This window comes from Acinetobacter sp. P1(2025), assembly GCF_051390655.1.
GTDB classification, from domain to species: Bacteria; Pseudomonadota; Gammaproteobacteria; order Pseudomonadales; family Moraxellaceae; genus Acinetobacter; species Acinetobacter junii.
On sequence record NZ_JBPKBJ010000083.1, the window covers coordinates 1 to 14025 of the forward strand.

Here is a 14025-nt window from a genome sequence, read left to right on the forward strand (position 1 = left end):
GGGTTATGTGTCGCCTTTTGAGTTTGAAGCAATGTACTATGATAAGATTAACCCGTTAGGTCAGGTGGCCTAACTTAAATAAAAAAGTCTCCGACAAACCCGGTACGGTTCAAGTTGGGTATGCAAATTCAAAAGGAATATTTGGGATATCAATGTCTTTATAGGCTGGATGTGATGCTGAAGGAAAGTATAAAATCCATGTTCTCAATTTTGTCTCATCATCATAAGCAGACTGATTCTCCTTAATATTATTTAATGTCATTAATCCTTTTTCACAGTGTGCTGATACAACTTGATCAGCTAACCCCAATGCAATATTCCCGCTCATAAAGATAATTTGTATTTTCTTTACTGTATTCTCAATTCTTGGCTGGCTGTCATTGTGGAATATCCAAGCAGGATCAGATTGTCGAAGCAGTAAAGCAATCTGTTCTCCAATTTTTCCCCATCGTGCAATAAAGCGTGCACGGTTATAGTGAGTATTTGTTCTATAGTCAGCATCACCGATCATAATTGCGTTTCTGACTAACTCGAGATCAGGTAATCCTAACTGTTTAGCTTTTTTGATAGCATTTTCACCTTTGAAAAAATCACATGGCGTGGGTTCAGAAGGTTGGATTGATTCTTCATCAAGGAGATTTAAATTCATCTTAAAAGTTATCCTAAAGTAGCGAATGTCTTTTTTATAACATCTTTTGATGTTTTAAAAAAGACATTTTTATAAATGTGTGCTATCTTCACTTACAACTTGATAATAAGAATTTTGGAGAAGAGACGTTGAGTAACTTATTCATTAATCATAAAAATTGTCCTGAATGCGGTGGCCGTATCAAAGGCTATTATTACTACTGTGGGCAGTGTGGTAGTCAAAATGTTGTAAACTGGAAGCACACGGGGATATTTTTGTTGATTGCTGGAAAGATTTTTCTGGTTGCTATGCTTTTTTTGCTAAAAAATTTTGTTCAAATCCATTTTTTTCACAAGTTTCATTGTGCTAATTTTTTAAATAATTCATAGAGGTTGATAGTAAAATGAAAGTTAAAGATTTAATTAAATAATTAGAAGAGTTTGATCTGGAATTAGATGTTTTAATTGCTAATGAAGAGAACAAAATCATTGGCATAAAAACCCTAGCCCGATTCTTTGAAATAAGCTATGTTTCTTTTGTTCATCCAGAGACACAAAGAAATGATATGGAAAGAAATGTTGAATTTACCTTTTTAGGAATGTCGACTAAAGACTCTAGAGTTATTGTTTTTATTGACGTTGTTCCATAATTTTCAAGTAGTCAAAATGAGTATACAATATTCATGTGATGCAAGAAGATACAACTGGATAGGATGGGCCCATAAGTATTTGAAGCTGCCTCGTGTATGATCATGGGGACTGTCCAAACAAACGGCTTTTGAGAGTGCTGCCTGATACGAAAAATAATATCCAAGAGATGCTAGCGGTAAATTTAGTGTAAAATTTAATGCTAGCCATCATTAAAACTTATTTAAAAATATGAAGTTATATCGCACAGATTGGAATATGTTTCCTAAAACGGTTATTGACCGTGGTCTTGGAGATGCAACCTCTCATTACATGTATGAAGCTGCTAAAGCAGGGGATGTTGAAAGTGCGTATATTTTAGCTAAAGATTTAGTTTCGGATGAGGCGATTGCTGAACTAGAAAGAATTATCGATGGTCGGGAAACTATTATAGTACCTGTACATGCTGAGGAAGCAGTCGGTCGTAATATGATTCCTTTAGCTACTTCAGCAGTTATAGCAAAGAAACTTGGGCTTGAAGTTGATACGAATATAGTTCAAGCTATAAAAGTATCAAGAACTGGCGGTGATGGGTGGCATAGATTAGCCAACCCACCAGCATTTGATGGGACAATAAACAATGATAAATGTGTTATTATTGTTGATGATACCCAGACCCAAGGTGGTACTTTTGCAGCATTAAAAGGTCATATTGAAACAACTGGGACGAATAAAGTTATTGGAGCATATGCACTGACGGGTAAACAATACTCATCACAATTAGCTCTAAGTAAAGAAACTCTTCAGCAATTGAGGGATGTATATGGTAATCTTGAAGCATGGTGGAAATCGATTTACGGGTACGATTTCGAAAGGCTCACAGAGTGGGAAGCAAAGTATATCCTCAACTCTCGTAAAACAGCTGACGAAGTCCGAGATAGAATCATTGCGTCAAAACAAACGTGATGCTTATGCACTTATGATGAAAATGAATTAATTATTATTTAATTAAGTTAAAAGACTGCTATATAGCGGTCTTTTTTGTTTTTGAGCTCTACAAATTTTAATGAGTACATATAGTTACTTTTATAAAAATGATAATAAAGGGTAGAGGAGGTCATCTAAGAATTTAAAGCACAAGACTTATTTAACATTGATGACAGAAAAAGTGAGTTGTTGGGAACTTAAAGAAGAGGTGGTACTTATAATGGTTACTAAAATACAAATACTTAAAATATTAAATATATAAAACAATATATTACAAATATATATGATGCGTAGTGTACGCATCATATATATTTTCTTCTATTTTGATATAATGGATCTCGTCAATCCGCTGATAGGTTTCATTTAAATTTCATGAGTCTTACTGAAATTAAAGTTCGCCAAGCTCATTGCAAGGAAAAAACTTGTTTTTTATCCGATGAAGATGGACTTAGCCTGAAGATTGAGCCGACTGGAAGAAAATCTTGGTGCTATCGCTATACAGATCCACAAACAAAAAAACGTCGCCGCATTCAGTTGGGGCTTTATCCTGATTTATCGCTGAAAAAGGCACGACAAGTCAAAGATGACTTTAAAGACAATAATTATTGTTTTGAGCATGATACTGTCTCTAATGTCATCACCTTTCGTAAGGTAGGGGAGGAGTGGCTGCAGTTCAAACTGAAAAATGCATTTAATGATTCACCCCGCTGCGGTGTACTACAGTTAGCAGAAAGATGTTTACAGCAAGATATTTATCCAGACCTTCAGGATTTACCTTTTCAAAACATCAAGCGTTATGACCTGGTTTCAGTAATCAAAAAAATAGAGGGACGCCAAGTAAAAGAACCTGTCAAAAAAGCTTGTAGTTATTTGAACCAAATTTATGACTACGCTGTAGCGATGGGTTATTGTGAATTCAACATCGCGCATGGTTTAAATAAAATCGCCATTAACAGTAAAATCAAGAAGAATTATCCGTATTTGAAAGCGGAGGATATATCAGATTTTAAGAAAAATTTATTAAAATTGGATGCCCATCCGATTATTAAAAAAGCACTGCTGTTCAAATTACATACTGGCGTGCGAGGGGCTGAATTGTTATTGGCTGAGCCTCATCATTTTGATTTAAATGAAAAAATCTGGAAAATACCTGCCTTGCATATTAAACAGTTTCGACGAAAAGTCATATTAGGCCATGAGATTCCCGACTTCTTAGTTCCACTTTCAGATCAGGCTTTAGATATTTTAAAAGACGTCATGCAATGGTCATACGGTGAAAAGTACATTTTTGCTAGCCCACGGAAACATAATCAACCGATTCATTTTAATACATTAAATATGGCTATACGTAAGATGGGCTATGGAAAACATCAATTATCCTCTCATGGACTACGTTCCACTTTTAGTACCATTTTGAATGACTCAGGTTTGTTCCAGGATAACTGGATTGAGGCACAACTTTCACATATTGATAAGAACCGTACCCGTGCCAGCTATAATCACGCTGACTATTTAGCCCAGCGGACTGAAATGATGCAGTGGTGGGGTGATTATTTAAGTACTGCTAAGTGAAAATCGTACTTTTATACATAGACTTAAAACATTATGGGGTTTCAAATGGATAGTAAACAATATACTTGCCGTGTTACATGGTCAGCAGAATATAATGAGTATGTTGGGTTGTGTGCTGAGTTTCCATCATTGTCTTGGCTTGATGCGGATCAGTCTAAAGCATTCTCAGGAATAGAGGAGCTCGTTGCTGATGTTGTCGCTGATATGATTAGCAATAATGAAAAAGTTCCTACACCACTCTCCGGGAAAATATAGTAGGCAGTTTGTTGTCCTTGTTCTCAGTGGTTCAACAAAAACTAGCCCTCGAAGCCGCAGAACGTGGCGTGGACATAAATTGTTTAGTATCAGTAAAAAGAGCGATGTAATTTTAGTACGAGTGAGTGATAGAGCAGGAACCTATGCTTCATATATTCAGTAAATGGTATGTTTTTGAATTAATCGGTATTTTTAAATAGGGGTCGTCTCAGGAAACGGAAAATATAGCACGCTAAGGATTTTCACTCCGACTTCTTTTAACGATATCCAACACGGTATTTTTGCTTAGATTGACCAGCCGACCGACTTGTCGATAAGAGTGTCCAGCAGACACCAACTCCAACACTTTAGGTGCCAGACGATCTGACTTGGTACGTTGACCAGGACGACGACCAAACACAACGCCACGCGCTTGTGCCGCTGCTACACCAGAGCGCACACGTTCACGTAGTAAATCTCCCTCAAACTCTGCTAATGCAGACATCACAGAAGCCATGAGCTTTCCCTGAGATGTGGAAAGGTCAAACTGCAAACCTGTTTGTGCCACCAGAGATACCCCGAAATGCCCAAGATCTTGTAATGACTGTACGAGATCCACGGTGCTTCTGCCCCAGCGTGTCAATTCCGTCACCAAGATGGCATCGATTTCACGAGATTGCGCCATGGTCATCAAGTATTTTCTTTGCAATCTCTCATCCTTACTGCCTGATGCAGTTTCTTTCCAAACACCGACAACATCGTAGCCGCAACGATTGGCGTAGGCACGTAGGTCATATTCCTGTCGTTCGCAGGACTGATCGTTCGTTGATACTCGGCAATAAATGGCCGCATTCTGTCCCAATTGAACCTCCTTGCGAAATTGCAGCGCAAAGCTAAGCGTGGCGGTACAAAATAATGTACCTTTAATAGTTTAGTTTATTTGGGACTAATGAGCCATGCCGCGCCATTCTATTTTGTCGTCCACGGAATTGGGAAGCCTGTTCGAAATTCCAGATGATAGAGCTTTTATGCTTCAGCATTACACTCTGAGTGATTCTGATAAATCCATAGTCCATCAACATCGAGGGGCATCCAACAAGCTAGGCTTTGCAATTCAACTTTGCTACATGCGTTACCCTGGAGTGATATTGGGTATTAACGACGAACCATTCAAACCCTTACTTTTCATGATGGCTGCTCAACTTAGTATATCAGTGGACTGCTGGAATGATTATGGTCAGCGCGAGCAAACAAGACGAGAACATATTGCCGAATTGAAAAAAGTTTTTGGGTTCAAACTATTCACCTTGAGTGACTATCGGCAATCGGTCAATATGATGGTGGATTTGTCCCTTCAGACAGATAAAGGTCTTATTTTAGCCACAACTCTCGTTGAAAATTTACGACAAAAATCAGTCCTTTTGCCAGCTATAAATGCAATTGATAGTATTTGCGCAGAAGCAATCACATCTGCCAACCGCATAATTTATACTGCTTTGACGAGCTCACTTTCAGAAACTCATCGTCAAAATATAGATGCTTTGCTGAACCGTAAAGAGGGCAGCAAACTGACAATATTGGGGTGGCTTAGACAGTCACCAGCTAAACCAAACTCAAAGTACATGCTTGAGCACATTGAGCGGCTGAAGTGCTTACAAGCCATCGATCTACCTGAAGACATTGGAAAACACGTTCATCAAAATCGCTTACTGAAAATTGCTCGCGAAGGTGGGCAAATGACTCCTGCTGATTTGGCCAGATTTGAATCTCAACGTCGATATGCCACTTTGGTAGCAATCGTTGTGGAGAGTATGGCCACGATCACCGACGAAATTATTGACCTGCATGATCGCATTATTGGAAAGCTATTTGCTATCGCAAAAAATAAACACCAGCAACAATTTCAATCATCAGGTAAAGCGATCAACGACAAAGTGCGTTTGTATGGGCTTATCGGGAAAGCCTTGCTAGATGCCAAGCAAAATGGCAGTGATCCGTTTGCCGCCATCGAAACTGTTATTTCATGGGATGCTTTTGCAGCAAGTATTACTGAGGCAGAAAAACTGGCGCAACCCGAAGACTTTGATTTTTTACCACGAATTGGCGAGAGCTATGCAACTTTACGCCGTTACGCGCCAGAACTTCTTGCCATACTTAAATTGCGTGCTGCCCCAGCAGCAAAAGATATGCTTGCCGCTGTAGAGTTGCTCCGCAGCATGAATGTTGATAATACACGAAAAATCCCCTCTAATGCTCCAATAGCGTTTATCAAAAAACGGTGGGCAAGACTAGTCTTTACCGATGATGGTATTGATCGCCGCTATTACGAAATATGTGTGTTATCTGAACTTAAAAACTCGCTACGGGCTGGGGATCTCTGGGTACAAGGCTCTCGCCAATTCAAAGACTTCGATGAGTATTTAGTGACTGCTGATAAATTTAATCAGCTAAAACAGTCCAATGAGTTACCTCTAACCATTACTACTGATTGTGATCTATATTTGCAAAGTCGCCTTTCACTATTGGAGCAGAAATTAGCAATCATTAATCGCATGGCAGCGACCAACGATTTGCCTGATGCGATGATCAATCAATCTGGTCTAAAAATAACACCTCTCGATGCCGTGGCTCCTGATACAGCCCAAACTTTAATTGACCAAACAGCAATGCTGTTACCACATATCAAGATCACCGAATTATTAATGGAGGTCGATGAATGGACAGGCTTTACTCGACACTTCACTCATTTGAAAACGGATGACACTGCGAAGGATAAAGCGTTATTGCTCACGACCATACTGGCTGATGCAATTAATTTAGGGCTGACGAAAATGGCCGAATCATGTCCTGGTACAACTTATGCCAAACTCTCATGGCTACAGGCTTGGCATATCCGTGATGAAACTTATTCAACGGCATTGGCCGAATTGGTGAATGCTCAATTGAAACAACCTTTCGCTGAAAACTGGGGAGATGGCACTACCTCCTCATCAGATGGCCAACGCTTCCGCGCAGGTGGCAGAGCTGAAAGTACAGGACATATCAATCCAAAATATGGCGCAGAGCCTGGAAGGTTATTTTATACACACATTTCTGATCAATACGCACCATTTAGCAGTAAGCTGATCAATGTGGGCGTTCGTGATTCAACCTATGTTCTTGATGGGCTGCTGTATCACGAGTCTGATTTACGCATCGAGGAACACTACACCGATACGGCTGGATTCACCGACCATGTTTTTGCACTCATGCACATGCTAGGGTTTCGATTTGCACCACGAATTCGTGATCTGGGCGATACGAAACTCTATATTCCAAAGTCAGACATAGACTATGCCGCACTTAAACCCATGATTGGCGGCACACTGAATATCAAACAGATTCGTACTCATTGGGACGATATTTTGCGTCTGGCCGCATCAATCAAGCAAGGGACTGTCACAGCGTCGCTAATGCTACGTAAACTCGGTAGTTATCCACGACAGAATGGTTTGGCATTGGCATTACGAGAGCTGGGGCGTATTGAGCGCACACTGTTTATCTTGGATTGGTTGCAAAGCGTAGAACTACGCCGTCGGGTTCAAGCTGGATTAAATAAAGGTGAAGCCCGTAATGCATTAGCGCGCGCCGTTTTCTTTTATCGATTGGGTGAGATTCGAGATCGAAGCTTTGAGCAACAGCGTTATCGAGCCAGTGGCTTGAATCTAGTGACCGCCGCCATTGTATTGTGGAACACGGTTTATTTAGAGAGAGCGACTAACGCCCTACGAGGGCATGGTCGCACAGTCGATGATACCTTGCTGCAATATCTGTCACCGCTGGGGTGGGAGCACATCAATTTAACTGGGGATTATCTATGGCGAAGCAAAGCCAAGATAGGTGGTGGAAAATTTAGGCCATTGCGCGCAATTGAAAAACCTTAGCGTGCTATATTTTCCGTTTCCTGAGACGACCCCTATCATTACGACGAACTTGAGCTTCTCGGAATGGAGCAATGTATTTGGTGATGCTAAGTTGACGACTGCACTGCTGGATCGACTGACTCATCATTGCCATATCATCGAAACGGGTAATGAATCCTATCGTTTTAAGCAAAGCACGGAGGAAGCCAAGCAGCGTATAAAGAAACGAGAAGCAGAGAAAGGAGAGTTATTTTAACCGTCGATCAGTGAAGAAAAAGCAACAGCAATTGATCGATTTATCCACAGCAGTGTAGTACGCTACATTGCTTAAATGCCTGGTCAATATTCAACGAGCATCGCTGGTCAATATTAAGTGAGCGTCAACAATCTTGGGCATTTCGGGGTATCTCTGGTGGCACAAACAGGTTTGCAGTTTGACCTTTCCACATCTCAGGGAAAGCTCATGGCTTCTGTGATGTCTGCATTAGCAGAGTTTGAGGGAGATTTACTACGTGAACGTGTGCGCTCTGGTGTAGCAGCGGCACAAGCGCGTGGCGTTGTGTTTGGTCGTCGTCCTGGTCAACGTACCAAGTCAGATCGTCTGGCACCTAAAGTGTTGGAGTTGGTGTCTGCTGGACACTCTTATCGACAAGTCGGTCGGCTGGTCAATCTAAGCAAAAATACCGTGTTGGATATCGTTAAAAGAAGTCGGAGTGAAAATCCTTAGCGTGCTATATTTTCCGTTTCCTGAGACGACCCCTAACTGAAGACATTGACGGTGGATGGGCTGCAATGGGAATTAAAACCTCTACAGAGTTCACAGCGGGTTGCAAGCGTTGGGTTGAGTTGAGGTTATCGGATTGGAAGTGGAGGGCTGCCATATGATTGCCATCTCTGACATAGCGTTTTAAGGTATTTTTCTAGGGCGTATTGATGTTTCAACGTATTAACAATCATACGAACAACCTCATTCTCTCAGGTCATTTTCTTCTTGCCGATGGGTGATTTTTCGCCGATAAGCACTTGGTGATACACCAAACCAGCGTTTAAACGCGCGCCGAAAATTAGCAGAGTCGTGGTAATTCAGTAAGCTGGCAATTGCCTCGACCGATATTTGAGGGTCATGTAAATAACTACTGGCTTTCTCAGATAAAATCCGATCTCGAATCAGCCGGTAACTCGTGTTCTCTTTGACCAGACGTCTGGCCAGCGTACGCTTATTCATAAACAAGGCTGCAGCCAGATCCTCTTCACTCAGTTGCCCGAGCGGATAGGACAGCATGGCTTTTTGCACTTGGTAGGTGGTGCTGTGTTGTTGGGTCTTGAGCCGGTTGAGGATCATTTCGCATTGTTGCATCGCCAGCAGATAGCTATCGTGCTGCGCGGATGCATTGGCAATCAAGCACAACTCGGTCGGCACTCGGATCGACAGTTGTGGCTGATCAAACTGATAGGTACCGGCAAGATAATCCGCGTAACAGGCATGATGATCGGGGGCGGGATGGCTAAACTGAATCACCGCCTCGGTCAGCGGTCGTCCAACAATAAATTCGGCACATTCCGAAAAAATCACCGCAACAGTTTCGGACAGTAGCCGATGTACTGCATGACTCAAGGTCTGCTCAAAGAAAATCAAGCAGGTCGTCCACTCAGCATTGGTGTGTGTTTCGAGCCTAATCAAACTCATACGGGTCGGCAAAAAAGTTTGAAACGCTTGTAACACGGCCAATAAGTTCGGGCTGCTATTGATTAAAAAGCCCATCGAGCCATGTGTTGACGGCGTGAGCCGCTGCCCTAAACGCAAGCCAAACTGATCGGATGCGGACAACTCCAAGCTATTTTGTAAGATTTGAATCTGTTGGCTGGCCGTGATCATCGTGTCGTCACGCATCAGTTGTTCAGCGGTCAGCGTGGTGAATTTTAATAGTTTAGGTAGGTCACGCGCCTGCAAGTCCAGCTCTAGGCCAATCAGACGGGTATAGCTACAGGGGATATTAGCAGATTCACTTGTACTGGCGAGACCAGTCAGCAGACTTGGATGCAACATGGCTCAAACACCTCAATAACAGACCAGTATGAAAGAACATCGACTAGAAAAATGCAATCGACGATGGGGCTACAGCGCCATAATCGTCTTTTAATGACCCTATATTGTCAACAAGAGACCTGTAAGCAGTATGGATACATGTCTATTATGAGTAAAGAGGGATGGCTATTTTCATCGGCGTCACCAGCAACCGTATACCACACAGGAGTAGTAATAATGGGTCAAATTACATTGATCGAGTATGACGGTACCGCCACCGTACTTGACATCGAAGCGGGCAAGTCGCTGATGCAACTGGCTATCGATCACGGCGTATCCGGCATTGATGGAGATTGCGGTGGCGAATGTGCTTGTGGAACCTGTCATGTGATCGTTGACGGTGCTTGGCTGGCGGCGACAGGACAGCCCAATGACGAAGAGGCGCGCATGCTAGAGATGGTACCAGAAGGTACGGCGTCGTCTCGTTTGGCGTGCCAGATTCAATTGTCCGATGCAATGGATGGCATGGTGGTGCATTTGCCTGAGTTTCAAATGTAGTGACGGCAGATTTCAACAGCTGTTAAGCATCATCATTGAGGAATGAATCATGAAAAACATGCAAGCCACACTAAACCAAATTTCAGCCCTGCTGCCGATACCCATGCATTTACAAGTGAAAGGCATGCAGGTGTTCCAAAAGGTCAAGCAACGGGTGACACAGGCGCAACCGTTCCCTGATTTTGTAGAAAAGCCAATCCCCGATGTTGCCACGCTCAAGCTCGAAGACATCGATATGAGCAATCCGTTTTTATATCGACAGCATCAATGGCAGTCATACTTTAAGCGGCTACGCGACGAGCGTCCTGTTCATTACCAAAAAAGCAGTCCATTCGGTGCATTTTGGTCGATTACCCGTTATGACGATATTGTGTTCGTGGACAAATCCCACGAGCTGTTTTCGGCGGAACCGGTGATTGTGATTGGCAAGCCGCCCGCCGGACTGGATGTGGAAATGTTTATTGCAATGGATCCGCCTAAGCACGATGTGCAGCGTCAAGCGGTACAAGGTGTGGTCGCACCGAAAAATTTAAAAGAAATGGAAGGGCTGATCCGCAGTCGGGTACAAGAGATTTTGGATGATTTGCCGCTCGATACGCCGTTTGATTGGGTGGAGCGGGTGTCCAAAGAAATCACCGCACGCATGCTGGCGACCTTGTTAGATTTTCCGTATGAACAGCGGCACAAGCTGGTGTACTGGTCTGATACGTTGGCGGGCAGCGCAGAAGCCACGGGCGGTGAGATTAGCGACAACGATGTGCTTTTTAATGCCGCCGCTGATATGGCCAAGCAGTTTGCCGCGCTGTGGCATGCCAAGGCGGCTCAGCAAGCGGCAGGTGAGCCGATGGGATTTGATTTGATTAGCTTAATGCTGAGCAATGACGATACCAAGGATTTGATTCACCGTCCGATGGAGTTTTTGGGCAATTTGGCCTTGCTGATTGTCGGTGGGAATGACACCACGCGGAACTCCATGACCGGCGGGGTATATGCGCTGAACCTGTTTCCTGAGCAGTTTGTCAAACTGAAAAACCAACCGAGCCTGATTCCAAATATGGTGTCCGAGATCATTCGCTGGCAGACCCCACTGGCGTATATGCGTCGCATCGCCAAGCAAGACATCGAGATGCACGGCCAAACCATCCGTAAGGGCGACAAGATCTTAATGTGGTATGCCTCGGGCAATCGTGACGAGCGGGTGATTGAACAGCCAGATGCGTTTTTGATTGATCGTAAAGGTGCACGCAATCATTTGTCATTTGGCTTTGGTGTGCATCGCTGTATGGGCAATCGCTTGGCCGAGATGCAGTTGCGGATTCTGTGGGAGGAGTTATTGCTTCGCTTCGACAATATTGAGGTATTGGGTGAGCCAGAGTTGGTGCAGTCTAACTTTGTGCGCGGCTATGCCAAGATGATGGTCAAACTGACTGCCAAAGCGTAGGTATCAAAATAGGCGACAGAGGCATTTTGCAACTGTCGTCGGCAACAATTGATGCTGTGCATCAACCATGAACTGAGTGAATTCATATGCAAACAATCGTCATCATTGGCGCAAGTCATGCTGCGGCGCAGTTGGCGGCAAGTCTGCGGCCAGATGGCTGGCAGGGCGAGATTGTGGTGATCGGCGATGAGCCGTATTTGCCGTATCATCGACCGCCGTTGTCCAAGACCTTTTTATGCGGTGCACAACTGGTCGATGAGTTATTGATTCGGCCAGCCGCTTTTTATCAAAAAAATCAGATCGAATTTCGGCACGGGCGGGTGGTTGCGATTGATCGGGCAGCGCGCAGCGTGACACTACAAGATGGCAGTACGCTTGCGTATGACCAGTTGGCGCTGTGTACCGGTGCACGAGTCAGGACGGTGTCGCTGGCTGGGTCTGATTTGGCAGGTGTGCATTATCTTAGAAATATCAGCGATGTACAGGCTATCCAGCCATTTGTACAACCCAACGGCAAAGCAGTGGTGATCGGTGGTGGCTATATCGGTCTTGAAACAGCCGCCGCATTGACCGAGCAGGGCATGCAGGTGGTGGTCTTGGAAGCCGCCGAGCGGATTTTGCAGCGGGTAACTGCACCGGAAGTGTCGGACTTTTATACGCGGATTCATCGCGAACAGGGTGTGACGATTCATACCGGTGTGTCGGTCACGGCGATCACGGGTGAGGGGCGGGCGCAAGCGGTGCTGTGTGCCGATGGTTCGATGTTCGATGCAGATCTGGTGATCATCGGGGTCGGGGTTGTACCGAATATCGAGTTGGCGCTGGACGCGGGCTTGCAGGTGGACAATGGTATTGTGATTGATGAGTATTGCCGTACCAGTGCGCCAGAGATTGTGGCCATCGGGGATTGTGCCAATGCGTTTAATCCGATTTATCAGCGGCGGATGCGCTTGGAGTCGGTACCAAACGCCAATGAACAGGCCAAAATTGCCTCGGCGACCTTGTGTGGCTTACAGCGGACCTCGAAGAGTTTGCCTTGGTTTTGGTCAGATCAGTATGATCTAAAGTTGCAGATTGCGGGACTCAGTCAGGGGTATGATCAGATCGTGATTCGGGGTGATGTGCAGCAAAGGCGTAGCTTTGCAGCGTTTTATTTGCAGGCGGGTCGCCTGATTGCGGCGGATTGTGTGAATCGTCCGCAGGAGTTTATGCTAAGCAAAAAGCTGATCACGGCTGGTACGGCGGTCGATCCACTGCGGTTGGCGGATGAGTCGATTGCGGTACAGGCGTTGATGGGGTAGCTTAAAACTACATCAGGCTAGATTTGCATTACGCTGATTCAGATGTTAATCAGAATGGCATCGATAGATACCTGTGAGAGCAAGTCAGGTGCAGCTTTGGCTTTGTGTAATTCACCACCCGTGATCGCAAACACGATGGGTAATCCATACCCATCTACGGCAAGATGGATCTTACTTGTCTTGCTACCTCGACTTAAGCCAATCGCCTCCTGATCGTGAGTTGCAGCACGTGCATTATGTTGATGTGCCTTGACGTAATTGCTATCCATAACCCCTACTCTATATCAGAGTCAGTAGATAAAACCCTGAGTATGCTTTGGAAAAAACCTTTTGCTGACCAGTCGTTGTATCTTTTGTAGAGATTAGGCTGCTGACCAAACTCAGTCAGGAGGTAGGTCTAGCCATGGACATTTCACCCACATTCTGTAGAGCATGGCTTCTACGGTGAGCCGTAAATTTGGTTTGTGATCAATGTCCTGTTGCTTGAGCATAGGAGAAATCTTTGCTCAATGTTGGTCGTTCAGCATAAAGCGTGGCATGGTGGACTCGGATGGGGAGAGCTTTAATTCTCTGAGTCTGCCTCCAATTTGCAATCAATATTTTCAAACGTCAACACACTCTAATGTAAAAAAACTAACATAGGACTTACGCATTGACGGATTCAAAAAAGTATTAAAATAGTTTATAAAGTATCTGTGATCAGACGAACTAAACATGCTTCTACAGCAACTTGTACATTACCCATTTATA

General features: G+C 43.9%; 11 protein-coding genes and 3 pseudogenes. 10 read left to right on the forward strand and 4 right to left on the reverse strand.

Annotated features, from left to right (window positions below):
* Positions 1-73 (forward strand): annotated as a pseudogene (locus ACSC97_RS15600) (type II toxin-antitoxin system HipA family toxin); the annotation flags it as partial.
* A 39-nt stretch (positions 74-112) separates the two neighbouring features.
* Here ACSC97_RS15600 and ACSC97_RS15605 read toward each other — a convergent pair.
* Positions 113-649 (reverse strand): annotated as a pseudogene (locus ACSC97_RS15605) (hypothetical protein); the annotation flags it as partial.
* Positions 650-1506: 857 nt separating this feature from the next.
* Between ACSC97_RS15605 and ACSC97_RS15610 the strand changes: the two are divergent.
* From ACSC97_RS15610 to ACSC97_RS15620, 3 genes are all read left to right on the forward strand, one after another.
* Entirely contained in the window at positions 1507-2220 is a 714-nt protein-coding gene (locus tag ACSC97_RS15610) for a phosphoribosyltransferase (RefSeq protein WP_001986287.1), read from the forward strand.
* Positions 2221-2613: 393 nt separating this feature from the next.
* A complete protein-coding gene (locus ACSC97_RS15615) occupies positions 2614-3813 on the forward strand; it encodes a tyrosine-type recombinase/integrase (RefSeq protein ID WP_000059658.1) in 1200 nt (399 codons plus the stop codon).
* Positions 3814-3846: 33 nt separating this feature from the next.
* On the forward strand, positions 3847-4068 hold the full coding sequence (locus ACSC97_RS15620; protein WP_001986288.1) for a hypothetical protein: 222 nt from the start codon (positions 3847-3849) through the stop codon (positions 4066-4068).
* 232 nt (positions 4069-4300) lie between these two features.
* On the opposite strand, the gene ACSC97_RS15625 is transcribed toward ACSC97_RS15620, so the two are convergent.
* Positions 4301-4909, reverse strand: a complete 609-nt coding sequence (locus tag ACSC97_RS15625; protein WP_004726718.1) for a recombinase family protein — start codon at positions 4907-4909, stop codon at positions 4301-4303.
* A gap of 94 nt (positions 4910-5003) precedes the next feature.
* Between ACSC97_RS15625 and ACSC97_RS15630 the strand changes: the two genes are divergently transcribed.
* The 3 genes and pseudogenes from ACSC97_RS15630 (at position 5004) to ACSC97_RS15640 (ending at position 8676) form a co-directional block, all read left to right on the forward strand.
* A complete protein-coding gene (locus ACSC97_RS15630; protein WP_004726714.1) occupies positions 5004-7970 on the forward strand; it encodes a Tn3-like element ISAcsp1 family transposase in 2967 nt (988 codons plus the stop codon).
* A 16-nt stretch (positions 7971-7986) separates the two neighbouring features.
* Positions 7987-8205: pseudogene (locus tag ACSC97_RS15635) on the forward strand (ATP-binding protein); the annotation flags it as partial.
* A 117-nt stretch (positions 8206-8322) separates the two neighbouring features.
* Positions 8323-8676 (forward strand): recombinase family protein, encoded by a 354-nt coding sequence (locus ACSC97_RS15640; RefSeq protein WP_009516421.1) that lies wholly within the window; start codon positions 8323-8325, stop codon positions 8674-8676.
* Between the two features lie 240 nt (positions 8677-8916).
* Here the strand turns inward: ACSC97_RS15640 and ACSC97_RS15645 are convergent, their stop codons facing one another.
* The gene (locus ACSC97_RS15645; protein ID WP_005071493.1) at positions 8917-9996 is read right to left on the reverse strand and encodes an AraC family transcriptional regulator; all 1080 of its coding nucleotides are present in this window, start codon (positions 9994-9996) and stop codon (positions 8917-8919) included.
* 216 nt (positions 9997-10212) lie between these two features.
* On the opposite strand from ACSC97_RS15645, the gene ACSC97_RS15650 reads away from it, so the two are divergent.
* The 3 genes from ACSC97_RS15650 to ACSC97_RS15660 all read left to right on the forward strand — a co-directional run bounded on the left by ACSC97_RS15650 (position 10213) and on the right by ACSC97_RS15660 (position 13275).
* Entirely contained in the window at positions 10213-10533 is a 321-nt protein-coding gene (locus tag ACSC97_RS15650) for a 2Fe-2S iron-sulfur cluster-binding protein (RefSeq protein ID WP_004658513.1), read from the forward strand.
* Between the two features lie 58 nt (positions 10534-10591).
* Positions 10592-11974 carry a cytochrome P450 gene (locus ACSC97_RS15655; RefSeq protein WP_009516417.1) on the forward strand — a complete coding sequence of 461 codons (1383 nt, stop codon included), beginning with the start codon at positions 10592-10594 and terminating at the stop codon, positions 11972-11974.
* 86 nt (positions 11975-12060) lie between these two features.
* The gene (locus ACSC97_RS15660; RefSeq protein ID WP_001193555.1) at positions 12061-13275 is read left to right on the forward strand and encodes an NAD(P)/FAD-dependent oxidoreductase; all 1215 of its coding nucleotides are present in this window, start codon (positions 12061-12063) and stop codon (positions 13273-13275) included.
* Positions 13276-13313: 38 nt separating this feature from the next.
* Here ACSC97_RS15660 and ACSC97_RS15665 read toward each other — a convergent pair whose 3' ends face one another.
* Positions 13314-13544: an IS5 family transposase gene (locus ACSC97_RS15665; RefSeq protein WP_004656998.1), complete on the reverse strand. Its 231-nt coding sequence runs from the start codon at positions 13542-13544 to the stop codon at positions 13314-13316.
* Between the last annotated feature and the right edge of the window lie 481 nt (positions 13545-14025).